21 protein-coding genes are annotated in these 21,478 nt (G+C 56.5%); 14 read left to right on the top strand and 7 right to left on the bottom strand.

The genetic code is table 11. The features are described from left to right. Window positions 1-41: 41 nt before the first annotated feature. Genes FOY96_RS10045 through FOY96_RS10015 form a run of 7 tightly spaced genes read left to right on the top strand, consistent with a single transcriptional unit; the run spans window position 42 to window position 6,493 of the window. Window positions 42-992: a branched-chain amino acid ABC transporter permease gene (locus tag FOY96_RS10045; RefSeq protein ID WP_069302874.1), complete on the top strand. Its 951-nt coding sequence runs from the start codon at window positions 42-44 to the stop codon at window positions 990-992. Window positions 993-1,000: 8 nt separating this feature from the next. Next, window positions 1,001-2,107, top strand: a complete 1,107-nt coding sequence (locus FOY96_RS10040; RefSeq protein WP_143346954.1) for a branched-chain amino acid ABC transporter permease — start codon at window positions 1,001-1,003, stop codon at window positions 2,105-2,107. Beyond that, window positions 2,104-2,871, top strand: a complete 768-nt coding sequence (locus FOY96_RS10035; protein WP_058840975.1) for an ABC transporter ATP-binding protein — start codon at window positions 2,104-2,106, stop codon at window positions 2,869-2,871. The genes FOY96_RS10040 and FOY96_RS10035 overlap by 4 nt, the downstream gene beginning before the upstream one ends. Further along, window positions 2,864-3,583 (top strand): ABC transporter ATP-binding protein, encoded by a 720-nt coding sequence (locus FOY96_RS10030; RefSeq protein ID WP_143346953.1) that lies wholly within the window; start codon window positions 2,864-2,866, stop codon window positions 3,581-3,583. The genes FOY96_RS10035 and FOY96_RS10030 overlap by 8 nt, the downstream gene beginning before the upstream one ends. Before the next feature lie 28 nt (window positions 3,584-3,611). Next, window positions 3,612-4,769: a branched-chain amino acid ABC transporter substrate-binding protein gene (locus FOY96_RS10025; protein ID WP_143346952.1), complete on the top strand. Its 1,158-nt coding sequence runs from the start codon at window positions 3,612-3,614 to the stop codon at window positions 4,767-4,769. Window positions 4,770-4,787: 18 nt separating this feature from the next. Beyond that, window positions 4,788-5,270 (top strand): L-2-amino-thiazoline-4-carboxylic acid hydrolase, encoded by a 483-nt coding sequence (locus tag FOY96_RS10020; protein WP_029741099.1) that lies wholly within the window; start codon window positions 4,788-4,790, stop codon window positions 5,268-5,270. Beyond that, a complete protein-coding gene (locus FOY96_RS10015; RefSeq protein ID WP_143346951.1) occupies window positions 5,267-6,493 on the top strand; it encodes a Zn-dependent hydrolase in 1,227 nt (408 codons plus the stop codon). The genes FOY96_RS10020 and FOY96_RS10015 overlap by 4 nt, the downstream gene beginning before the upstream one ends. Window positions 6,494-6,531: 38 nt before the next feature. On the opposite strand, the gene FOY96_RS10010 is transcribed toward FOY96_RS10015, so the two are convergent. Then, the gene (locus FOY96_RS10010) at window positions 6,532-8,415 is read right to left on the bottom strand and encodes a potassium transporter Kup (RefSeq protein ID WP_143347766.1); all 1,884 of its coding nucleotides are present in this window, start codon (window positions 8,413-8,415) and stop codon (window positions 6,532-6,534) included. Between the two features lie 77 nt (window positions 8,416-8,492). Beyond that, the gene (locus FOY96_RS10005) at window positions 8,493-9,980 is read right to left on the bottom strand and encodes an MFS transporter (protein WP_143346950.1); all 1,488 of its coding nucleotides are present in this window, start codon (window positions 9,978-9,980) and stop codon (window positions 8,493-8,495) included. Window positions 9,981-10,096: 116 nt separating this feature from the next. Between FOY96_RS10005 and FOY96_RS10000 the strand changes: the two genes are divergently transcribed. After that, window positions 10,097-10,690: a TetR family transcriptional regulator gene (locus FOY96_RS10000; protein WP_143346949.1), complete on the top strand. Its 594-nt coding sequence runs from the start codon at window positions 10,097-10,099 to the stop codon at window positions 10,688-10,690. Window positions 10,691-10,729: 39 nt separating this feature from the next. Here the strand turns inward: FOY96_RS10000 and nhoA are convergent, their stop codons facing one another. Further along, on the bottom strand, window positions 10,730-11,575 hold the full coding sequence (gene nhoA / locus FOY96_RS09995; RefSeq protein WP_143346948.1) for an N-hydroxyarylamine O-acetyltransferase: 846 nt from the start codon (window positions 11,573-11,575) through the stop codon (window positions 10,730-10,732). A 108-nt stretch (window positions 11,576-11,683) separates the two neighbouring features. Between nhoA and FOY96_RS09990 the strand changes: the two genes are divergently transcribed. From FOY96_RS09990 to FOY96_RS09980, 3 genes are all read left to right on the top strand, one after another. Then, complete coding sequence (locus FOY96_RS09990) at window positions 11,684-12,256, top strand: flavin reductase family protein (RefSeq protein ID WP_033145657.1); 573 nt, start codon at window positions 11,684-11,686, stop codon at window positions 12,254-12,256. A gap of 126 nt (window positions 12,257-12,382) precedes the next feature. After that, window positions 12,383-12,745: a hypothetical protein gene (locus FOY96_RS09985; RefSeq protein ID WP_069302881.1), complete on the top strand. Its 363-nt coding sequence runs from the start codon at window positions 12,383-12,385 to the stop codon at window positions 12,743-12,745. Further along, window positions 12,745-13,170 carry a DUF3828 domain-containing protein gene (locus FOY96_RS09980; RefSeq protein WP_064672604.1) on the top strand — a complete coding sequence of 142 codons (426 nt, stop codon included), beginning with the start codon at window positions 12,745-12,747 and terminating at the stop codon, window positions 13,168-13,170. Before FOY96_RS09985 ends, FOY96_RS09980 begins: the two co-directional genes overlap by 1 nt. 79 nt (window positions 13,171-13,249) lie before the next feature. Here FOY96_RS09980 and fusA read toward each other — a convergent pair whose 3' ends face one another. Further along, entirely contained in the window at window positions 13,250-15,349 is a 2,100-nt protein-coding gene (gene fusA / locus FOY96_RS09975; protein ID WP_143346947.1) for an elongation factor G, read from the bottom strand. Window positions 15,350-15,509: 160 nt separating this feature from the next. Here fusA and FOY96_RS09970 point away from each other — a divergent pair, with 160 nt between their 5' ends. Continuing rightward, entirely contained in the window at window positions 15,510-15,812 is a 303-nt protein-coding gene (locus tag FOY96_RS09970) for an ArsR/SmtB family transcription factor (protein ID WP_033145659.1), read from the top strand. 68 nt (window positions 15,813-15,880) lie between these two features. On the opposite strand, the gene FOY96_RS09965 is transcribed toward FOY96_RS09970, so the two are convergent. Next, window positions 15,881-16,336, bottom strand: coding sequence for a GNAT family N-acetyltransferase (locus tag FOY96_RS09965; protein WP_143346946.1), 456 nt, complete (start codon window positions 16,334-16,336; stop codon window positions 15,881-15,883). Between the two features lie 164 nt (window positions 16,337-16,500). Here FOY96_RS09965 and pdxR point away from each other — a divergent pair, with 164 nt between their 5' ends. Next, window positions 16,501-17,979, top strand: coding sequence for a MocR-like pyridoxine biosynthesis transcription factor PdxR (gene pdxR / locus FOY96_RS09960; protein WP_143346945.1), 1,479 nt, complete (start codon window positions 16,501-16,503; stop codon window positions 17,977-17,979). A 27-nt stretch (window positions 17,980-18,006) separates the two neighbouring features. Here the strand turns inward: pdxR and FOY96_RS09955 are convergent, their stop codons facing one another. Both FOY96_RS09955 and FOY96_RS09950 read right to left on the bottom strand, forming a co-directional pair. Then, window positions 18,007-18,642, bottom strand: coding sequence for an ECs1377 family protein (locus FOY96_RS09955; protein ID WP_143346944.1), 636 nt, complete (start codon window positions 18,640-18,642; stop codon window positions 18,007-18,009). 121 nt (window positions 18,643-18,763) lie between these two features. Then, window positions 18,764-20,095: a 2-hydroxycarboxylate transporter family protein gene (locus FOY96_RS09950; RefSeq protein ID WP_143346943.1), complete on the bottom strand. Its 1,332-nt coding sequence runs from the start codon at window positions 20,093-20,095 to the stop codon at window positions 18,764-18,766. 404 nt (window positions 20,096-20,499) lie between these two features. Between FOY96_RS09950 and FOY96_RS09945 the strand changes: the two genes are divergently transcribed. Continuing rightward, window positions 20,500-21,447, top strand: a complete 948-nt coding sequence (locus tag FOY96_RS09945) for an AEC family transporter (protein WP_023311961.1) — start codon at window positions 20,500-20,502, stop codon at window positions 21,445-21,447. Window positions 21,448-21,478: the final 31 nt, after the last annotated feature.

The raw sequence follows: 21,478 nt of genomic DNA, 5'->3' as shown, positions 1-21,478 counted from the left end.
CGGATGGTAGCCGCAGAAAGAAGACTTTGCGGGAACAGACGTTGGATACACTCATACAACAACTGATCAACGGTGTGATGCTGGGCAGCATTTACGCGCTGATCGCGCTGGGCTATACCATGGTGTATGGCATCTTGCGCATTATTAACTTTGCTCACGGCGATATTCTGATGGTCGGTGCGCTCACCACCCTTTCCGCCATTAACGCCCTGAACACTACCTTTCCTCACATGCCGCTGCTGTTGCAGCTTGGCGTTGCCCTGGCGATTGCCATGGCCGTTTGCGCCCTGCTGGCAATGGCCGTAGAGCGCTTTGCCTACCGTCGACTGCGCAACGCCCCGCGCCTGGCACCGCTTATTTCGGGTATCGGCGTCTCGGTCCTGCTGCAAACCGTGGCGATGATTATCTGGACGCGCAATCCGCTGATGTTCCCGCAGATCCTGCCCATGGAACCGATCGCCGTAACGTCGGGAAGTGAAATGCATCCCCCTGCGATTGTGACCGTCACCGGCATTGTTACCGTAGCGCTGGCGCTTGCGGTGATGACGGGGCTATGGCTGCTGGTGGAATACACCCGCCTGGGCCGCGGCATGCGCGCCGTGGCGGAAAACCCGCGCGTTGCCACGCTGATGGGGGTTAACCCCAATGCCATTATTACCCTGACGTTCGCCATTGGCGGCGTATTTGCCGCGCTGGCAGGCGTCATGATGGCCAGCAACTACGGCAACGCCAGCTTCTCGATGGGCTTTTTGCCCGGGATCAAAGCCTTTACCGCCGCCGTGCTGGGAGGTATTGGTAACATTCGTGGCGCAATGATTGGCGGGATCCTGCTCGGCATTATCGAAGCGCTGGGCGCAGGTTACCTGGGTGAACTGACCCACGGCGTCTTTGGCAGCAACTATCAGGACGTTTTTGCCTTCATGGTCCTGATTCTGGTGCTGGTCTTCCGTCCGGCAGGCCTGCTGGGCGAGCGCGTAGCGCACAGGGCGTGAGGGAAACAATGACAACGCTTCAACTACAAACCCCGGCGGCGACGCGCAAATTCTGGTCAGGCATGGTCCTGTTCTGCCTCGCGCTGCTGATTGCTCCCGTGGTGGCCACGCAGCTTGGCGGCAACTACTGGGTGCGCGTTATCGACTTCGCCCTGCTCTACATCATGCTGGCGCTGGGGCTTAACATTGTGGTGGGCTATACCGGCCTGCTGGATATGGGGTTTATCGCCTTTTACGCGGTCGGCGCCTACCTCGCAGCACTGATGGCCTCGCCACACCTGCTTGAGGTTTTCCCGATCCTCAATGTCTGGTTCCTGGACGGGCTGCACACCTCATATCTGCTGATTATTCCGCTGGCGGCGCTCGTCGCTGCGGTCTGCGGCATTTTACTGGGTGCTCCCACGCTGAAGCTGCGCGGGGACTACCTGGCGATAGTGACCCTCGGCTTTGGCGAAATCATCCGCATCCTGATGCGCAACCTTGACCGTCCGGTGAACATCACCAACGGTGCGAAGGGCATTACCGGGGTGGATACGCTGAATCTGTTCGGCCTGAAGTTCAGCGGCGTATACCACTGGTTTGGTTTCAAAGTGCCCGCCCTGTGGCTGTGGTACTACCTGCTGATGCTGGTGATTGTGGCGATTATTTTTGTCTGCCTGCGCCTGCAGCATTCCCGTATTGGCCGCGCCTGGCACGCCATCCGTGAAGATGAGGATGTGGCCCGCGCGATGGGCATCAACGTGCGTAACTATAAGCTGTTGGCCTTTGCGATGGGTGCCTCTTTTGGCGGCGTGGCGGGTGCCCTGTTCGGCGCGTTCCAGGGCTTTGTCTCCCCGGAATCCTTCACGTTACAGGAATCCATTGCCGTGCTGGCGATGGTGGTGCTGGGCGGGATGGGACACATTCCGGGCGTGATCCTCGGCGCGATACTGCTTACCGCCCTGCCGGAACTGTTGCGCAGTCAGGCAGCCCCGGTTCAGCAGGCGCTGTTCGGTACGGTACTGATTGACCCGGAAGTGCTGCGTCAGCTGTTCTACGGCCTGGCGCTGGTGCTGGTCATGCTGGTGCGTCCTGCCGGGATCTGGCCGGTACGCCACAAGGAGGTGAATACATGAGTCTGTTAACCGTACGCAACATGTCCAAACGCTTCGGCGGGCTTACCGCCGTGGATGACGTTTCGATTACCGTGAACAAGGGCGAGATCTACGGCCTGATTGGTCCTAACGGGGCGGGAAAAACCACCTGTTTTAACCTGATCACCGGGCTTTATCCGGCGGACAGCGGTGAATTTTCCATTGCCGATAAGCCCTATTTCCCAAAGCACATTGAGAAAGTCACCGCCGCCGGGATCGCGCGCACCTTCCAGAACGTGCGCCTCTTTAACGACATGTCGGTGCTGGAAAACGTGATGGTGGGCCGCCACGTGCGCACCCGTAACGGCCTGTGGGCCGCGCTCAGCCGCCACAAACGCGCTCGCGCGGAAGAGACGCAGACCCGGGAGCTGGCCTGGCACTGGCTGGAGTACACCGGCATTGCGAAGTTCGCCCACTACCGCGCCTGCGATCTGGCGTATGGCCATCAGCGACGTCTGGAGATTGCCCGCGCGCTGGCAACGGATCCGCTGCTGCTGGCGCTGGACGAACCCGCCGCCGGGATGAACGCTGCTGAAAAAGTGGCGCTCGGCGAGCTGCTTATCCGCCTTCGCGATGACGGCAAAACCCTGCTGATGATTGAACATGACGTCAAGCTGGTGATGGGCATCTGCGATCGCCTGACGGTGCTTGATTACGGCAAAACGCTCGCCAGCGGCACGCCGGAGAGCGTGCGTCGCGACCCGGCAGTGATCGCCGCCTGGCTTGGAGGCAACGCCCATGTCTGAATTACTGAAGGTGGAACGTCTGGACGTGCATTACGGCGGCATTCAGGCCGTACGCGATGTCTCTTTTACCCTGCGCGAGGGCGAACAGGCTACGCTGATCGGCGCTAACGGCGCGGGGAAAAGCTCCACGGTGCGCGCCATTACCGGGCTGGAAAGCTTTAGCGGCCGTATTGAATTCAACGGTAAAGCGGTGCGTAAGCACAGGCCCGAAACCCTGCTCCGTGACGGTCTGGTGATGGTCCCGGAAGGCCGGGGGATCTTCTCCCGAATGACGGTGCTGGAAAACCTGCAGATGGGCGCCTGGCTCAGGCGTGACACTGTCACCGTTAAGCGCGAGATGAACGAGATCTTCGAGCGCTTCCCGCGCCTGGGAGAACGCCAGCATCAGCTCGCCGGCCTGCTGTCCGGCGGAGAACAACAGCTGCTGGCCCTTAACCGCGCCCTGCTCAGCCGCCCGCGCCTGCTGATCCTCGACGAACCCTCGATGGGCCTCGCCCCGAAGATGGTAGAAAACATTTTTGCCGTCATTGCCGGCCTGCGCGAGCGCGGCGTTGCCCTGCTGCTCATCGAACAAAACGCCCGTCTCGCGCTGGAGGTGACCGACAGCGCGTGGGTGATGGACAGCGGCAGCATTGTTCATCATGGCGAATCGAAAGCGCTGCTCAATGACGACCAGATTGCACAGATTTATTTGGGCGAAATGCCCGTTTAACAACACCAGCCAACATCAGGGAAATACAATGAAAACAGTAAAAATCAGTGCGCTTAGCGCCGCTATCCTCCTCGGCAGCTTTGCCTCGACGGCCGCGTGGGCAGCCGACGGCGAAACCGTGGTTATCGGTCTGGCAGGCCCGCTCACCGGCCCGTCTGCACGTATCGGTAAGGACCTGGAGAACGGCGCGCAGCTGGCCATTGACGACATTAACAAGCAGCACCCGACCATCGGTGGCAAAGCGGTGACCTTCAAACTGCAGTCCGAAGACGATCAGTCCGACCCGCGCACCGCCGTGGCCGTGGCGCAGCGTCTGGTGGATAGCGGCGTGGCGGGCGTTGTCGGTCACTGGAACACCGGTACCAGCATTCCTGCCGCACGTATCTATCACGATGCGGGCATCGCACAGGTGGCACCGGTCGCGACCGGTCACGCCTATACCAGGCAGGGTTTTGATACCAGCTTCCGCGTCATGGGCCACGACGACGACGGCGGTCAGCTAGCCGGTCAGTACGCGGTCAATACGCTGAAAGCCAAACGCATTGCGGTGATCGACGACCGTACCGCCTTTGGTCAGGGGCTGGCGGACCAGTTTATTAAATCCCTTGAAGCGCAGGGCGTGAAGGTTGTCGATCGTCAGTACGTTGATGACAAAACGGTGGATTTCAGCGCCGTGCTGACCGCCATCCGGAGTAAAAACGCCGATCTGATCTTCTTCGGCGGCGTCGATAGCCAGGCCGCACCGCTGGCGCGTCGTATCAAACAGCTGGGCATGAACGCCACCCTGATGGGCGCAGGCGGATTTGTCAGCCAGACGTTCCTGCAGCTGGCGCAGAAAGAAGGCGAAGGCGTGGTGGCGCTGGAGCCGGGTCTGCCCGTTGACCAGATGCCGGGTGGAAAGGCATTCGAACAGGCCTATCAGTCCCGCTACCACACCCATATCGAACTGCACGCCCCGTTCGCCTATGACGCCACCCGCGTGCTGATTGCGGCGATGGAAAAAGCAGACTCCGTTGAGCCATCCGACTATCTGCCCGCCCTGCGCGCCATCAGCTACTCCGGCGTCACCGGCCAGATCGCGTTTGATAAAGAAGGTAACCTGAAATCGCCGTCCTTCACCGTTTACAAAGTTGTCGACGGCAAATGGCAGCCGCAGACCGTGCTGGGTGGCGCAAAAGCGAAGTAACGCAGCGAGGGCAATGTGATGAGTGATAATAACGAGCTGGGCATTCTCGCCCGCCGCAAAATTGAAGCAGAAATTATAAAGCCAATTTATGAAATCCTGGTGCGCGAGATAGGGAAAACCCGCGCCCAGGCGGTCATTGGCGAGGCCATTGAGCAGGCCGCAATTGACGCAGGCAAAGCGTTTGCCAGCAAAGAACCCAACGGCGCGGACGTCAGGAGCTTCATCGCCCTGCAGTATCTGTGGGAGAAAGATAACGCCCTGGACGTGAAGGTGATCGACGCCGACGACCAGCAGTACAACTACAACGTGACCCGCTGTCGTTACGCGGAGATGTATCACGAAATGGGGCTGGGCGAGATTGGTCATCTGCTCTCCTGCGCGCGCGATGAAAAATTCATCGTTGGCTATGCGCCTGACGTGAAGCTCACCCGCACGACCACCATCATGCAGGGCGGTTCGTGCTGTGATTTCCGCTACCGCAGCAGTAAGGACAAAACATGATCCGCGTCAACGCCGCACGGCTGTGGTCAACGCTTGAGATGATGGCGCAGATCGGCGGCACGCCCGCCGGAGGCGTGACCCGTCTGGCGCTGAGCGAGGAAGATCGTATTGCGCGTAACCTGCTGCGCGACTGGGCGCTGGACGCAGGTTTCACCTGCGACGTCGACAGCATGGGCAATATGTTTATCCGTCGCGCGGGGAAAAACCCGCAGCTTGCCCCGGTCATGACGGGTTCACATGTGGATACCCAGCCGCTGGGCGGTAACTACGACGGTGTTTACGGCGTGCTGGCCGGGCTGGAGCTGCTGCGCACCCTTAACGATCATAACGTTGAGACCGAGCGTGACGTTGTGCTGGTGAACTGGACTAACGAAGAGGGCGCGCGCTTTGCGCCGGCCATGCTCTCTTCAGGGGTCTGGACGGGACAGTTTAGCGAAGCGTACGCCCATGCCCGCGCGGATAACGATGGCATCACCGTGGGCGAAGCGCTGGATAGCATTGGCTACCGGGGTGAAACCCCTGCCCGCGCGTTTCCGGTTCACGCCTGCTACGAACTGCACATCGAACAGGGCCCGATCCTGGAAGATGAAGCCATTGATATCGGGTTAGTCCGCGCGGCAATGGGCCAGCGCTGGTTTACCCTGACGCTGGACGGATTCGCCGCCCACGCGGGCACGACGCCGATGCACAGCCGCCGCGACGCGCTGACCGCCTTCGCAGAGCTGGCGCTGAAGGTGGAAGAGATTGGCTACCGGCATGCGCCGGACGGACGCGCAACGATCGGTATGGCGAAGGTTACGCCAAACTCGCGCAACGTCGTGCCGTCTCGCGTGGAATGCAGCGTTGAGTTTCGCCATCCTATGCAGCAGGCGCTGGAAACCATGGAAGCGGCGCTGCATAAGGTGGCTGAAAGCCTCAGCCTGCGCGGCGTCGCGGCTGCCGTTGAGCGCATTTTCGACTACGCGCCCATCGCGTTTGACGCCGAATGTCTGGCGCGTTCGGAGAAGGCCGTGGCGGAACTGGGCTATTCGTCGAAACCGATGGTCTCCGGTGCGGGACATGACGCCTGCTATGTCAGCAAAATGGCGCCCGCCAGCATGATCTTTATCCCCTGCGTGAAAGGCATCAGCCATAACGAAGCGGAAAGGATCCTGCCAGATTGGGCGGAAAAAGGGGCGAACGTGTTATTGCATAGCGTCCTGTCCGCGTCCCTTCAGAGATAGAACGGTGCGAAAGCAGAGGGCTCTGCTTTCGCCAGAATCTACACGGCAACGCGTCGGCTGATTTCGACAACCCGATCGCTGGGAAGGTGATAGTGGTTGATGACGTGCGTGCAGTTGCGCTTCATGAACGCAAAGATGTGCCGTTGCCAGGCCGCCATCCCTGCCTCACCCTCGCCTGCCACAATGGTTTCATGCCCGACATACCAGGTGGCGTCATCCGTGGCGAAAAGCGCGTTAATCTCGCTGACACCCTGCAGCAAACGCGGGATGTCCGGGTGTTCCATAAAGCCATACTGCGCCACGCCGTGCCAGTAGCCCGGCGCGCGCTGCTCTACCCTGATGCGTTGTTCTTCCCCCACGTAGGGCACATTCAGAATATCAATGGTAAGCGACAACACATCCTGCTGTAGCGCCCGGTTTCGCGCGACGTGCCAGCGCATGACCGGCGGGATATTGTTTTGTGTCCGGGTCAAAAAGACGGCGGAGCCCGCCACTCTGGGCACCGTCTTTTGCTGAAGCTGGGCAAAGAACGCATCCACGCTGACGCCCTTCTCGCCCACCGATGCGGATACCGCCTTAACGCCGCGGTGCCAGATCAGCATCACCGTACAAATAGCGGCGGCCATCAGCAGCGGAATATAGCCGCCCTCCAGGACCTTAATCAGATTGGCAAACAAGAAGGTGGCATCAATCACCAGGAAACAGAGGGCAATCACCGCGCTGCTGGCCAGGCTCCAGCGCCACACTTCGCGCATCGCCACAAACAGCAGCCCCGTGGTCATCAGCATGGTTAACGACACGGCAATGCCGTACGCGGCGGCGAGCTTATCGGAGGATTTAAAGAACACCACCAGCCCGATGGTCACCCCCATCAGCAGCCAGTTGATTATCCCGATATAAATCTGGCCGTAGCTTTCCGCCGCCGTCTGCTTGATGCGTAATCGGGGTAACCAGCCAAGCTGTATGGCCTGGCGCGTCATGGAAAAAGCGCCGGTAATAATCGCCTGACTGGCGATGATCGTCGCCAGCGCGGCAAGAATGATGAGCGGAACCTGCAGCACCGGCGGACAGAGCGTATAGAAAAGGTTTTGTTTGCTGTCGGCACCGGCCAGAATCAGCGCTGACTGGCCGGCATAGTTGAGCAGCAGCGAAGGAAAGACGATGCCGTACCAGGCAAGCCTGATGGGCTTTTTGCCAAAATGCCCCATGTCTGCATACAGGGCCTCGGCCCCCGTCACGCAGAGAAAAACGCCGCCCAGGACCAGGAAACTGGTGTACCCGTTCGAAAACAAAAACGCGATGCCGTACGCAGGGTTGAGGGCCAGCAATACCGAGGGGTGTTGAACGATCCCCCGCACGCCCAGGGCAGCAATCGCCAAAAACCAAACCGCCATAACCGGGCCAAATATTTTCCCTATTCGCGCAGTCCCAAAAGGCTGAAGAAGAAACAGCGCCAGCAGAACCGCCACCGTCAGGGGCAATATGTACGGCTGAGATTCAGGAATGACCATCTCCAGCCCTTCAAGGGCAGAAAGCACGGAGATTGCCGGGGTTATCGCGCCGTCACCGTAAATTAAAGCGGCACCGATCAGGGCGGAAAAAATAACCCAGCGCCCGCCTTTGCCTTTCTCCACCAGAAGCGACATTAAGGCCATGATGCCCCCCTCGCCATGATTATCAATTCGCATGGCAAAGGCGGCATATTTTATGGACGTTACCAGGATGAGTGTCCAGGTAATCAGGGAGAGCAGGCCCAGTATGACGCCGGGCGTAGGGTCATGCTCAGAGAGCGAAAGCACCGTGCGGAAGGTATAGAGCGGGCTGGTGCCGATATCACCAAAAACGACGCCCAGCGCGCCCCCTGCAAGCAGGGTTAACCGGGAGAGCGGTTGGGACGGTTCACTGCTGTGGCGAGGGCGCATATTTTCCAGCAAGAGTCAGATAATCCTTTAAAAAACATAGCCCATCTGCCCCACCCGCGCCAACCGCGCGCCCTGTATTACTGCGGCTTGACCCTCGCCAGGCTGAACCAGATCCCCACTGCCAACAGCAGCAGCATTCCGCCCGCGCTGCCCAGCGCCACGCTGTGCGAGGTGATAAACGCGCTTTTCGCCGCCTCAATCACCGATTCCGCCAGCGTCGGGGTCAGATCCTGCGCCACCTTCATCGCCTCGCCAATGGATGACGAGGCTTTATCTGCGAGCGAGGCGTTCAGCCCCTGCGGCAGGTCAATCGACGCCGAGAAGCTGCGGGTCAACAGCAGACCAAAGATGGCGATCCCCAGCCCGGCGCCCAGTTCATAGGACATGGTTTCAATCGCCCCTGCCGCGGCGGCTTTCTCTTTCGGCGCAGCGGCCATAATCGCCGAGGTCGAGGCCAGCAGCGCGCTGGCGGCGCTAAAGCCGAGCAGCACCATCAGGGCAGAAGCCAGCAGCTGCTGCGTGCTGAAATCAAGCATCGACAGGCCGATAAAGCTAACGGCGCTGAGCCCCATTCCGCCAGCCGCGACGATGCGTAGCCCTAATCGCCCGACCAGCACACCCGCGATCGGACCGCTAAACCCGCTCGCCACCATCACCGGCAGCATGAACATTCCCGCTTCAAACGGCGTAAAGCCGTGAACAAACTGCAGCTCCTGGGCCATCAGCAGCTCAAACCCGACCAGGGCAATCATGGCGGTCATCGCCATCACCACGCCGCTCAAAATGATGCGATGGCAGAACAGACGCATGTCGATCATCGGCACGCGGGCGCGGAGCTGAATACGCACGAAGATAAACAGCAGCACCGAGCCGGTAACCAGCGCGGACGCGACCACCCACGGCGACAGTGCGCCTTTGAGGGCTGTTTTTGCGCTGTAGACCAGCAGCAAAATCGCCACAATCAGCATAATGGCATGGCTGATATTCAGCGGCTGCTCCGGGCGGCCCTGCTGAGGAGGCACAAAACGCGCGGCCAGCGAAACCACCACCAGCACGATCGGCACGTTGATTAAAAACACCGAGCCCCAGTAGAAATGCTCGAGCAGCATACCGCCAATCAGCGGGCCAAACGCCGCGCCACCGGACCCCACCGCGGCCCAGACGCCGAGCGCAATGTTACGATCCCGCGCGTCGATAAACAGCGTACGGATCCCAGCCAGCGTGGCCGGAATAATCATCGCCGCGCCGATTGCCAGCGAGGCGCGCGCCGCAATAAGCCAGCCTGCTGACGGGGCAAACGCTGCCGCCAGCGACGACAGGCCAAACAGCGTGCTGCCAATCATGAGCAGTCGTTTGAAGCCAATGCGGTCACCCAGGGCGCCCATCGGCAGCACCATTCCCGCCATGACCAGCGAGTAAATATCGATGATCCACAGCAATTCATTGCCGCTGGCGCCCAGCGTCATGCTCAATGTCGGCGCCGCCACGTGCAGCACCGTCGCGTCGATCGCCACCGGGATATACACCAGCACGATAATCACTAACGCTAACCACTGACGAAACATAAATTTCCTTTTCTTTTAAAACATGGACACATGTCCAGGATGCGATCCTACGTAAAGTTGAACGCATGTCCAGCTTTTTGTTACACTCGTTTCATTCCCATTGAGAGTGAGTAAACATGCGATATCTGAGCAAGGATGAACGGCGGGAAGCCATCTTACAGGCCGCCATGCGCGTGGCGCTGGCTGAAGGACTGGCGGCAATGACGGTACGCCGTATTGCCGCCGAGGCCGGAGTCGCCACCGGCCAGGTGCATCATCATTTTACGTCCGGCGGCGAGCTAAAATCGCTGGCCTTCGTACGGCTAATTCGCGAGCTGCTGGATGCGGATGTCGCGGGTAAACAGGCCGGCTGGCGGGAACAGCTTCATGCCATGCTCGGCAGCGATGACGGGAGGTTTGAGCCCTATATTCGCCTGTGGCGTGAAGCGCAGATCCTGGCCAGCCGCGATGCCGACATCAAAGGTGCCTATGTGATGACCATGGAGATGTGGCACCAGGAAACGGTGGCGCTTATCAAAGCGGGAACGGAGGCCGGGGCATTAAATCCGGGCGATCGAGCGGAAAATATTGCCTGGCGCTTGATTGGTCTGGTGTGCGGTCTTGACGGAATGTATATCTTAAACATGCCCGAAATGGACGAAGCCGCCTTTAACAACCATCTTGATAAATTAATCACGCTCGAGTTGTTTTCTAGCCCGTCTCAGCAGTGATGTTGCCGGGTAGCGGCGACGTCTTACCCGGCCTGCGCATTATTTCCCGGCCTGAGGATGTGTATCAAAGCCCGCCATTACCGCCGTCAGCTCTGCCAGTGAAAATCCGTGTTTTGCATCGTCAACGCCCAGCCCAAAGCGTTCCTGCATCAGCTGGTAAAGCGCCTCAGCATCCGGCAAATGGATCTGTTCTTCTACGTGACCGTTCTGCCAGTGGGTAAAGTTGAAGTTGGTTAGCGTCAGCTTGCCGCCGTCCGGCAGATGGCGACACATCAGCAGATGATGACGGAAATGCGACTGCGGCCAGTGCGCCGACCAGAAATTCCCCATCACGTAATCGCTGAAATACTGCGTCGTCAGGTCAAACTGGTACATCGACTGCCAGTGCTCGTGGTGACGGAACTGCAGCACCCAGTCGTTCCCCTCGCTCAGCAGACGATACAGCCCGTGCGGCGTCTCCTGTTCTTCATTAGCGAGCAGTCGAATCGGCGCCGTCAGCGTCTGGCCGCCAAACCCCACATCGGCAATCCAGCGCTCACCGTTAAGCTCAACCAGCAGCAGACGGTGCGTGCGCGGCGGCATTTGCGGCGGATTCGCTAATACCACGCGCCCCAGCACGCTACGCACCGTAAACCCGACTTCACGCAATACGCGCTCGAACAGGCCGTTTTGCTCAAAGCAGTACCCTCCGCGACGTGCGTTGACCAGCTTGTCGACCAGACACCGATCGTCAAGCTGGATTTCGCGCGGCAGAACGACATCAATATTCTCAAAAGGGATGGCACAGTTGTGATGTAAATGCAGCGCGCGCAGGGTATCGATATCCACCCGCGTCGGTTGCGCCCAGCCGATGCGGGCAAAATAGGCGGTCAGAAATGGGGACATGCATCAGTTTCCTTTGATTGAGATGTTCTGTTTATAAACTAATTTTACGCATCCACTTTGATTTCCGTGCTTTTTCGTCATACTCATCGGTGTAGATGAGGAGATCCTATGAGCCACTTTCGCCCCGTTGAATTACGTCATGCCAGCCGTCTGCTGAACCACGGCCCAACTGTGCTTATCACCAGTCGGGATGAAAGCCTCGACAGACGCAACGTGATGGCCGCCGCATGGTCAATGCCCGTTGAGTTTGAACCGCCGCGCATCGCGATAGTCGTGGATAAAAGTACCTGGTCACGCGAGCTGATTGAGCGCAGCGGGAAGTTTGGCATCGTCATTCCCGGCGTGGCGGCGGCCAACTGGACATACGCGGTCGGTAGCGTCAGCGGGCGCGATGAGGACAAATTCAACTGCTACGGGATCCCGGTCGTGAACGGTCCTGAACTTGGCCTGCCGGTAATTGAAGAGAAATGTCTGGCGTGGATGGAGTGTCGGTTATTACCCGTGACCTCAGCGGCAGAAAAATACGATACGCTGTTTGGTGAAGTGGTTTCAGCGGCAGCCGATGAACGCGCGTTTATCGCCGGGCGCTGGCAGTTTGACGGGGATAAGCTGAATACACTGCATCATCTTGGTGCCGGGACGTTTGTCGCGAGCGGGAAGATGGTGAAGGCGCTGGATTGATTTACTTAATCATATCATACTGAATTATAGTAAATTTCTATGGCATTTTATGTTTACCATTGCGTTTTAAAACGGAGGATATTTCCGGAGTTGCTGCATTAGCACTCTCGCGTTAAGGAAATATCAATGACATGGAATAAAGATGGCGCAATCTCGTATGCCAAATCACACGCCCAACCTAAGAGTACGGGTTATTGTGCTCACTACGTCACCGAAGCGATCAGAACAGGTGGAAGATTAAAAATCCCCAATACGCGTCTGGCAAAAGACATGGGGCGAACATTGGTCAATGCTGGATTCCGCCTGGTATACGATCAACCTCATGCTGGTGACGTAGCCGTTATCCAGAATATTGCGGGCCACGATAGCGGGCACGTTTGCATATACGATGGTCAGCAGTGGATTAGCGATTTTGTACAACGCTCTCTGTATCCAGGACCGGCCTACCGAAACATACAGCCTCATTACGAACTGTTCAGGCATGACTAATGAAAACACTCTTCTTTTTACTTTTCGCCCTGTCTCCGTTCGCTGTCGCAGATAACATTTATGCACCGGGCCAGGCGGCGCTTAAATTCAATCAATGGTATATCGCGCAGTTAGATCAGAACAAACCGCCCGTACTCAATCCGGACATTATGAATAATTACGTTGCCGCAGAGACTATCGCAGCAATTAAAGAAATGTACTCTGGCGACAGTAACGAAAAAGACATGCCAGATGCGGATATGTTTATCAAATCACAGGACTGGGATGAAGACTGGGATCAGATAACCGTCTTACATTCTGATTTTGATGCCGTTTGCACAAACGTCTATATCGCGTTTGGGAAGAAACAAGATCACGTTGTAGCAGATTGTCTCGTTCAGGAAAAAGGCGTATGGAAAGTTCGCTCGGCCACGCTGATTAAGTAACAACGTAATATGAAAGGAAACGCCCTCTGTCGCAGAGGAAAAAGCACACGATAGCCCAGCGGCTACCGTGTGCAATTAATTACTTCGCACGTCGTGAAATAATCTCATCCGCAACATTCCGCGGGGCTTCCGCAAAATGATGGAACTCCATCGTATACGTCGCGCGTCCCTGGGACATCGAGCGCAATGTCGTGGCATAACCAAACATCTCTGCCAGCGGCACGTCAGCGCGAATAATCTGGCTTCCGTACTGCTCTGCCATCCCCTGCACCATGCCGCGGCGGGAGGAGAGATCGCCCATAATGTTACCGGCGTACTCTTCCGGCGTTTCCACCTCCACGTGCATGATCGGCTCGAGAATCACCGGATCCGCCCTGCGGGCGCCCTCTTTGAAGCCGAGGATCGCCGCCATGCGGAACGCCATCTCCGAGGAGTCGACGTCGTGATACGAGCCAAACGTCAGCGTCGCTTTGACATCAACGACCGGATAGCCCGCCAGCACGCCGCTGTTCATCGCTTCCCGCAGCCCTTTCTCAACGGACGGGATATACTCGCGCGGCACCACGCCGCCCTTGGTGGCATCTTCAAATTTAAAGCCACTCCCGGGCTCCAGCGGCTCCAGGCTCAGCACCACATGGCCGTACTGCCCTTTACCGCCGGACTGACGAACAAATTTACCTTCGATATCCTTCACCGTTTTACGCAGGGTTTCACGGTAGGTTACCTGTGGGCGGCCAATGTTCGCCTCGACGCCAAACTCGCGCTTCATGCGGTCGACGATGATCTCAAGGTGTAGTTCACCCATCCCGGAGATAATGGTCTGGCCGGACTCTTCGTCAGTATGCAGGCGGAAAGACGGATCTTCCGCCGCGAGACGCTGCAGCGCGATCCCCATTTTCTCCTGATCGCCTTTGGTTTTCGGCTCGATCGCCAGCGAGATAACCGGATCCGGGAACTCCATGCGTTCAAGCGTGATCACGGCGTTCGGATCGGTGAGCGTGTCGCCGGTGGTCACATCCTTCAGACCCACGCAGGCCGCGATGTCTCCGGCGCGCAGTTCGTCCACCTCGTGGCGATCGTTGGCATGCATCAGCACGATACGCCCGATGCGCTCTTTCTTCCCTTTCACCGGGTTGTACACTGCGTCGCCTTTGCGCAGCACGCCAGAGTACACGCGGATAAAGGTCAGTTGCCCAACGTACGAGTCGCTCATCAGCTTGAATGCCAGGGCCGAGAACGGCTCATCATCGCTTGGATGACGCTCCGCGTGCTGCCCTTTTTCATCCACGCCATCAATGGCAGGCACGTCCAGCGGCGACGGCATGAGCTCAATGACCGCATCGAGCATGCGCTGCACGCCTTTATTTTTGAACGCGCTGCCGCACAGCATCGGCTGAATTTCACCCGAGATGGTGCGAATACGCAGCCCTTTGATAATTTCCGCTTCCGTCAGGTCGCCGGTTTCCAGGTATTTGTCCATCAGCTCGTCGCTGGCTTCCGCCGCCGCAGAGACCATTTTTTCCCGCCATTCCTGGGCGGTACTGACCAAATCGTCCGGCACGGGCGCATAGGTGAACACCATGCCCTGCGACGCGTCGTCCCACAGAATGGTGCGCATCTTGATGAGATCCACCACGCCGGTGAAATGATCTTCTGCACCCACCGGGATGACAATCGGCACCGGATTGGCCTTCAGGCGCTCCTGCATCATCCGCACGACGCGGAAGAAATCGGCACCCGGACGGTCCATTTTGTTGACGAAGGCCAGACGCGGAACGTGATATTTATTGGCCTGACGCCAGACGGTTTCCGACTGCGGCTGCACGCCGCCCACGGAGTCATACACCATCACGGCGCCGTCGAGCACGCGCATGGAACGTTCCACCTCAATGGTGAAATCCACGTGCCCCGGGGTGTCAATGATGTTGATCCGGTGCGGCTCATAGCCTCTGTCCATACCCGGCCAGAAGCAGCTGACGGCCGCGGAGGTAATCGTGATCCCGCGCTCTTGCTCCTGCGCCATCCAGTCAGTGGTTGCCGCGCCATCGTGTACTTCACCCAGCTTGTGGCTCATCCCGGTGTAAAACAGGATGCGCTCAGTGGTGGTGGTTTTACCGGCATCGATATGCGCGGAGATACCGATGTTGCGATAACGTTCGAGAGGGATGGGTCGGGGCATGATATTTCCTTAGTCACTATGACTTGTCTGTGACGACCAGGATGGTCGTGCATTCGTTCGTTTGCTATAATAGTCCTATTGTACGAGTATTATCGAACTATTTTTTAACGGTTGACCTATTGTTGATATAGCTCAATCTGACGCCAAACGCAGGAAAACGATGATCCCAAACCACCCTGAAACTGAACAAATACTGCTGGAAAATGTGCTGTTTGCCCTCGGCAACCCGCTCCGGCTTGCGATCATTCGCCGTCTGGCCGATGGTAGCGAACTCAGCTGTAACGCGCTGCGCCCGGAGGATGTAGTGAAATCGACAATGACCCACCACTGGCGCGTACTGCGCGACAGCGGCGTTATCTGGCAGCGCCCGCAGGGGCGGGAGAACATGATTTCGTTGCGAAGAGAGGATCTGGATGCCCGTTTTCCAGGGCTGATGGAGATACTTTTACAGGCTAAATCATAAGGATATACCTGTTCTCCCCTGAAAAATGCCCCGTAAAGATGTAAGGGGCATAATGTCAGCAGAGGGATTTATCTTACGTGCATACGATATTCAATCATTCCACTTTTCTTCGCAATCCAGTCGTACAATCGTTGCCCGCGATAATTGGCTTCATGCGTATGCCAGTAAAGGTGACTGGCATGATGTTTTCTCGCTTCTCTCTGAACATATTCTATTAACTGTTTGCCAATGTGTTTGCCCCTTACGGCTTCGCAGACGTATAAATCTTCGAGGTAGCAGTAATCGCTCTCAGCCCATGTCGAACGGTGAAAAAGATAATGCGCAAAACCCACTACGTCTCCATTACATCGTGCCACCACGCAGAATAGCGGCTCAACGGAGCTGAAAAATCGTTGCCAGGTTCGTTCAGTAATGGGCCCGGACAGATCGACGTTGTAAAACGCCTGATATTTTCCCCATAGCGGCATCCAGCTTTCAAAATCACGTTCTTTAACTGCCTCAATTATCACGCTCGTATTATTCATATTGCCTCTTTGCTCACCCGTTTATTCGTTTCAGGAAGAGTGTATTCGCTGAATGGCACGTTTTGCCCCGCCAATTCTCGGCATCAAGGCAGACCAATTTTTCATCCTGCTGCATGCACTATTGCTTTAGAATCAAGAGATACAGAGTGAAAGTGGACAACGTAATGTTTAAGCACGCGCAGCTAGAAACGGTTAAGGCATGGATTATCGACCCCGCTAACGGATCGCTACCGCTTCATGAAAGGATCCAGAGAGCAATACGGACGCTGATACTGGAAGGGGTATTATCCCACGGAAAGACCCTTCCTGCTTCACGCGCGCTGGCGGCTTCTCTCGGCGTTTCACGGGACACCATTGAAGCGGCCTACTCCAGCCTGCATGCCGAAGGTTTTATTGAGAGACAAACAGGCAGAGGGAGCTTCGTCTCTTCCAGCGCGCGTTTTTTAAAACCCCGTCCTCGACAGCATCAGCCAACCGCTAAGATACGAAAAGCAAAACTCAGCGTCCGAGGAAAGATCGTTTATGAAAGCGGCGGGATCCGCGAGTTTTCTTCACCTCGCCCCCTTGCGCCCGGCATTCCTGAAACCCGCATGTTTCCCCTTCCGATCTGGGAGCGTCTTCAGCGACAGGTACTGAAGGAGTTTCAGCACCAGGCGTTAGAGCAAAGTCCACCCCAGGGTATAGAGCGCCTGCGACGGGCAATTGCGGAATATGTCAACCTTGAGCGCGGAACGCGTGCGAGGGCAGAACAGGTCATCGTTCTGACAAGTTCTCAACAGGCGCTTGCGCTCTGTTCCCACGTGCTGATGGACGCCGGGGATGGCATTGTCATTGAAGATCCCTCTTATCAAGGGGCACACAAAGCGTTCAACGCTGCAGGGCTTCGCTGTATTCCGGTTCCTCTTGATGAAAAAGGCATCTCGGTTGACGGGCTTAATTCTCTGACCGAGCCTGCCAGGGCGATCTACCTTACGCCTTCTCATCAGTACCCCACCGGGGTGACGCTCTCTCTTGACCGACGACTGGCAGTTGTTAAATGGGCAAACCGTTACGGAGCCTGGATTATTGAGGATGACTATGACAGCGAGTTTCACTACGAAGGTAAGCCTATGGCCAGTCTTCAGGGGCTTGATACGTATAACCGGACAATTTATATCGGCACGTTCACCAAGTCTCTGTTCCCTGGGCTGCGAATTGCCTACATGATCGTTCCCTCAGAATTGACAGAGCCCTTTACCATGGCGAGGACATTAATGGATGGTCACACCGCCTCAATAACCCAGCTGACGCTGGCTAAATTTCTGGAGGGAGGCCATTTTGGCGCCTATGTTCGTAAGATGCGGAGTATTTATGTTGCTCGTCGCGACACGCTGGCAAGCATGATGGACGAATATCTCTCCGAATATGTTACCTGTGAAACGCCTGCGGGGGGAATGCAAATGCCTTGTCACCTGAAGCACGGCATATCCGAGAAAGAAATAGCCACCGCCGCCCGCCGCGCGGGTGTTGATATACTTGGTCTTACCAATTTATATGCAGGTCCCCCCGCGTCCACCGGTTTTTTGATGGGATTTGCTGCTTACACGGAAAGGGAAATAGAAGACGCTGTAAAAAAACTGGCCGCAATTTTCCGTCATGTTTGATGCCGTCGACCGGTCAGCGGCGAATACTCATTCCAGGCGAGCAAGGCTATAAACAGGGATCCGCCGGGTTGTTTTGGTGAGCGTATCAAACACCTCGGCGTCGGACGTCACGATCCTCATCCCCGTTTTGCGTAATCTCTGCACATCGGCCGCGATGCGCTGAATGCCAAACCAGAAAAGCCCGTCGAGTGCCGTCACCGACAGCCCGTTTTCCAGCGCCAGCCTGAGGCGTTCCTTCGGGGCTTTAACCTGCTGGGCAATTTGCCGGTAAGGCAGTTCATTGCATCCTGTCGCGTCACTGCGCTGGATACGCGTTTTCAGCTGATAGGTAAATTCGTCAGGTATTCCGTCGAGATCTCTTTTCAGGCTATAGACGCAGCCAAAGCGCTTGCCGTTAAACAGAACATTTTTCTGACTGAGCTGAAGCTCTTTTCTGACAATGTCTATCAGCTGGGGCGCACGGGTAAGGAGCAGCCTGAAGGGCAGCTCGAAGCTGGTGACGTAATCCACATTGAGCAACGCGAGGCGCAGCCGCTCCTCTGCACCGGACTGTTGCTCACGACACTCCTCCATCACCTCTGCCCACTGGCGCGTCAGGCGCTCCGGCTCGGCGGCTTCGGTAAGGAGATATTTTTCAATCTGATAATCAACTCTTCCGGTCATCGTGTGGTATCCCGTCGCTGTGGGTGCGGTAATTCTATACAGCGCGGTGAGTTTTATAAAGGACTGAACCGCAGCGGCACCCTGAAAATGTCTTTGCGATTCAGCATCCTGACGTTTCGGATCAGTGCGCCATTATCCAGCCCATCAGCAGCGTGGCGAAAATCACCGTCGACGCGCCGCCGATGCGGGTGGCGATCTGCGCGAACGGCATCAGCGACATCCGGTTAGACGCGGACAAAATGGCCACGTCCCCCGTTCCGCCCAGCCCGCTGTGGCAGCAGGTCACAATGGCCGCTTCAACAGGATACATATTCAGACGCGACGCGATAAAGTAGCCGCTCAGCGCCATCGCAATCACGACCGAACCGCATACCACCACGTATCCCACCGAGAAGACCGACACCACGCTTTCAAGCGGCACGTATAACATCCCGAGGCCGATCATCAGCGGCCAGACCAGCGCAGCCGAGACGAATTTATAGCAGCTGTGCGCGCCCTGCTCCATTGAGGCCGGGATAACCCTGAAGTATTTACACAGGACGGCAATCAGGATCATCAGCACCGGGCCGGGAATGTGTACCAGTTTTTCAAACAATCCGCCGACGATGAAAAACGCGCACACCATCAGCAATCCGCCCCCCATCAGATGAAAATCCGTCTGCTGCGTGCTTTGCGCCCCGGCAAACAGGCTGGTGTCGTCTTTACTCCGCGTAAGCATGCCATTTCCCGAAAGCGCAGGGCGTTTCGCGCCGAGACGCGCCAGCGAGCCCGCACAAATAATGGCGAAGATATTCCCGACGACCGCAGCGGGTGCCAGCTGCGCAACGTAGACGTCCGGCGTCTGCCCCAGTATTGCCGAATAGGCCAGGGACAGCGGCAAAATCCCCTCGCCAATCCCGCCGCCGATGATGGGCACAATGATGAAGAAGAAGGTGTGGTAAGGCGTATAACCAAACAGTGAGCCCACAATGAGGCCGCTCAGCACGGCCATGCATGTTCCGGCCACCAGTGGAACAAACATGCGCATCATCCCCTGGATCAGCAGCACCCGGTTCATCCCCAGAATGCTGCCGACCACCAGGCAGGCGATGACGAAATAGAGCAGATTCGCCTCTTTCATCAGCAGATGCACGGTATCAAGGGTATGTTTCCCGAATACGCCAAAATAGACCAGCACGGAGGGGACCATCAGGCACAGGATCGCCGGGCCGCCGATATCTTTCAGCACCGGGATTTGACGCCCTACTTTGGCAAACGCGAAGCCGAGGGTCATGATGACCGCGAGTCCACCAATCATATTTTTTGGCAGCAGCCCTGCCCAGGCGGACGTCGCCACAATCGCGGCAATCCCGACGAACAGCATCAACGGGACCGTGCCCACCTCGGTATTGTTGAGCCCAAAGGCAAAACGCGAGGTCGACAGTTCAGAAGTCGGTACAGGATTATCTTTCATATAATCACCTGAATTTGTGTTCGGATAAACAGAGAAAGGAATAACTGAAACTATTCCTGATACGAATAAATGTTCTTAAATATAAATAAAGACTTAGATGGCCTTTTCTAAAAACAGGCTCAACATGAAATTAGCACGGGCCTGCCGGGAGAAATGTGAACAATTCGGCTCTTTGCTTTTAAATAACTTAATTCAGCATTAAGTAACTAAAGTTATTTATGGCGACCGTTGTCGCTTTCTTGCGTCTTATCAATATTTGACGCAAGTATTAGTTATCCAACTAATGCAATCTTTTTGAAATTAATAAAACCAGAGAGAGTGTGACCCTTGTCACTCCTGCCCTGCTTTCTAAGCGCTAGATTAGCGCTGCAATAAAACACATAAAATACCCTACAGGAAATACTATGCCTTCATTACTATTACAGTCACTGTTTCCGCTCGTCTTTATAATGTTACTTGGATGGCTAAGTGGAAAGCTGGGATATTCCCGGCGAGAAGATGCAAACGTCATGGCAACCGTGGTGATTCGTTTCGCCCTTCCTTTCCATCTTTTTATCGGTGCACTGCATACCGACCCGAATAAAATTAAGAACCTGACCTTTATGGCCGTTTTAGTTGTCGGTTTAATGGGATCGTATTTACTGACGCTATTTATTTCGCGCTACGTTTTTCGCCACGATATCAAAACCAGCGCCATTCAGTCTCTGGTTTGCGCCTTTCCTGATATGGCCTACTTTGGCGCACCGGTCCTGGCGGTATTGATTGGGCCGGAAGGATTTATCGGCGTGCTGATTGGCAATATTATTACCAGCGTTATCATGATCCCTCTGACTATCGTCCTGATTCGTATGGGTGATAAAAACGGTCAAGATGGCCTGGAGGCACTGCACCCGGGCGCGATGATCGTGCAAAACCTCATCAAGGCGGCACGCAATCCTATCGTCTGGATCCCGGTCTCCGGCGTCTTGCTCAGCCTGGCCGGCGTGCAGATACCGTCCATTCTCAGCATGCCTATCGAAATGGTTGGCAAAGTTTCAGGCGGACTATCCCTGTTTGCCCTCGGCCTGCTGTTTTACGGTGAGCGTCCAAAACTGAACGTGCAGACGTTTACCAACATCAGTATTAAAAACCTTATTCAGCCGGCAATGATGGCCGCCGCAGGGATCGCCTTTGGCCTGAGCCACACCTTACTGCAGCAGGTCGTCATTATTGGCGCAACGCCTTCCGCGATTGCCGCAGGGATGTTTGCTTTACGCAGCGATACCTATATTGATACCGCATCCTCTTCCATATTAATTGGCACTGCCGTCGGGGTCGTGACCGAAGGCATTATGATCTATTTCATCTCTTAATCTGCTTTAAATAAAAAATTCAGGAGTTAAC

The sequence above is a fragment of the Enterobacter asburiae genome (assembly GCF_007035645.1).
GTDB classification, from domain to species: Bacteria; Pseudomonadota; Gammaproteobacteria; order Enterobacterales; family Enterobacteriaceae; genus Enterobacter; species Enterobacter asburiae_B.
Note: the sequence above shows the minus strand (reverse complement) of the source record. Positions and strands in the feature narration are given on the sequence as shown.

Excerpts from the sequence above, each read along its gene's own strand:
- FOY96_RS10040 (WP_143346954.1), top strand. The coding sequence starts at position 1,001 with ATGACAACGCTTCAACTACAAACCCCGGCGGCGACGCGCAAATTCTGG.
- FOY96_RS10035 (WP_058840975.1), top strand. The coding sequence starts at position 2,104 with ATGAGTCTGTTAACCGTACGCAACATGTCCAAACGCTTCGGCGGGCTT.
- FOY96_RS10030 (WP_143346953.1), top strand. The coding sequence starts at position 2,864 with ATGTCTGAATTACTGAAGGTGGAACGTCTGGACGTGCATTACGGCGGC.
- FOY96_RS10025 (WP_143346952.1), top strand. The coding sequence starts at position 3,612 with ATGAAAACAGTAAAAATCAGTGCGCTTAGCGCCGCTATCCTCCTCGGC.
- FOY96_RS10020 (WP_029741099.1), top strand. The coding sequence starts at position 4,788 with ATGAGTGATAATAACGAGCTGGGCATTCTCGCCCGCCGCAAAATTGAA.
- FOY96_RS10015 (WP_143346951.1), top strand. The coding sequence starts at position 5,267 with ATGATCCGCGTCAACGCCGCACGGCTGTGGTCAACGCTTGAGATGATG.
- FOY96_RS10010 (WP_143347766.1), bottom strand. The coding sequence starts at position 8,415 with ATGCGCCCTCGCCACAGCAGTGAACCGTCCCAACCGCTCTCCCGGTTA.
- FOY96_RS10005 (WP_143346950.1), bottom strand. The coding sequence starts at position 9,980 with ATGTTTCGTCAGTGGTTAGCGTTAGTGATTATCGTGCTGGTGTATATC.
- FOY96_RS10000 (WP_143346949.1), top strand. The coding sequence starts at position 10,097 with ATGCGATATCTGAGCAAGGATGAACGGCGGGAAGCCATCTTACAGGCC.
- nhoA (WP_143346948.1), bottom strand. The coding sequence starts at position 11,575 with ATGTCCCCATTTCTGACCGCCTATTTTGCCCGCATCGGCTGGGCGCAA.
- FOY96_RS09990 (WP_033145657.1), top strand. The coding sequence starts at position 11,684 with ATGAGCCACTTTCGCCCCGTTGAATTACGTCATGCCAGCCGTCTGCTG.
- FOY96_RS09985 (WP_069302881.1), top strand. The coding sequence starts at position 12,383 with ATGACATGGAATAAAGATGGCGCAATCTCGTATGCCAAATCACACGCC.
- FOY96_RS09980 (WP_064672604.1), top strand. The coding sequence starts at position 12,745 with ATGAAAACACTCTTCTTTTTACTTTTCGCCCTGTCTCCGTTCGCTGTC.
- fusA (WP_143346947.1), bottom strand. The coding sequence starts at position 15,349 with ATGCCCCGACCCATCCCTCTCGAACGTTATCGCAACATCGGTATCTCC.
- FOY96_RS09970 (WP_033145659.1), top strand. The coding sequence starts at position 15,510 with ATGATCCCAAACCACCCTGAAACTGAACAAATACTGCTGGAAAATGTG.
- FOY96_RS09965 (WP_143346946.1), bottom strand. The coding sequence starts at position 16,336 with ATGAATAATACGAGCGTGATAATTGAGGCAGTTAAAGAACGTGATTTT.
- pdxR (WP_143346945.1), top strand. The coding sequence starts at position 16,501 with ATGTTTAAGCACGCGCAGCTAGAAACGGTTAAGGCATGGATTATCGAC.
- FOY96_RS09955 (WP_143346944.1), bottom strand. The coding sequence starts at position 18,642 with ATGACCGGAAGAGTTGATTATCAGATTGAAAAATATCTCCTTACCGAA.
- FOY96_RS09950 (WP_143346943.1), bottom strand. The coding sequence starts at position 20,095 with ATGAAAGATAATCCTGTACCGACTTCTGAACTGTCGACCTCGCGTTTT.
- FOY96_RS09945 (WP_023311961.1), top strand. The coding sequence starts at position 20,500 with ATGCCTTCATTACTATTACAGTCACTGTTTCCGCTCGTCTTTATAATG.